Below are 277 nucleotides of genomic sequence, written 5' to 3' on the forward strand. Positions count from 1 at the left end.
TAAAGATGGACAGCGTTTTCATTTCAAACTGGATGAACATGATCTAACACATGCGCTAGGTGGTGAAGGTGATGAACTGCTGGATGCTTCCAGTGTTTCGGGAAGGGGGAGTTCACAAAAAGCGAACGAAGCCGACCATGCTGTTGAACTGTTTGGTGGTAAGGGTCGTGATACTTTACGTGGTAACGATGACGGAACTTTACTTGATGGTGGTGAGGGTAATGACCGTATCGAAGCCGGTAAAGGTCGAAACCTGTTAATCGGGGGGGCTGGTGAA

1 pseudogene is annotated in these 277 nt (G+C 48.0%); it reads left to right on the top strand.

The annotated features are described in order from the left end of the window. Window positions 1-277 (top strand): annotated as a pseudogene (locus tag CWC16_RS20030) (hypothetical protein); the annotation flags it as partial.

The organism is Pseudoalteromonas sp. S3776, assembly GCF_005886915.1.
In the GTDB taxonomy this organism is placed as follows: Bacteria; Pseudomonadota; Gammaproteobacteria; order Enterobacterales; family Alteromonadaceae; genus Pseudoalteromonas.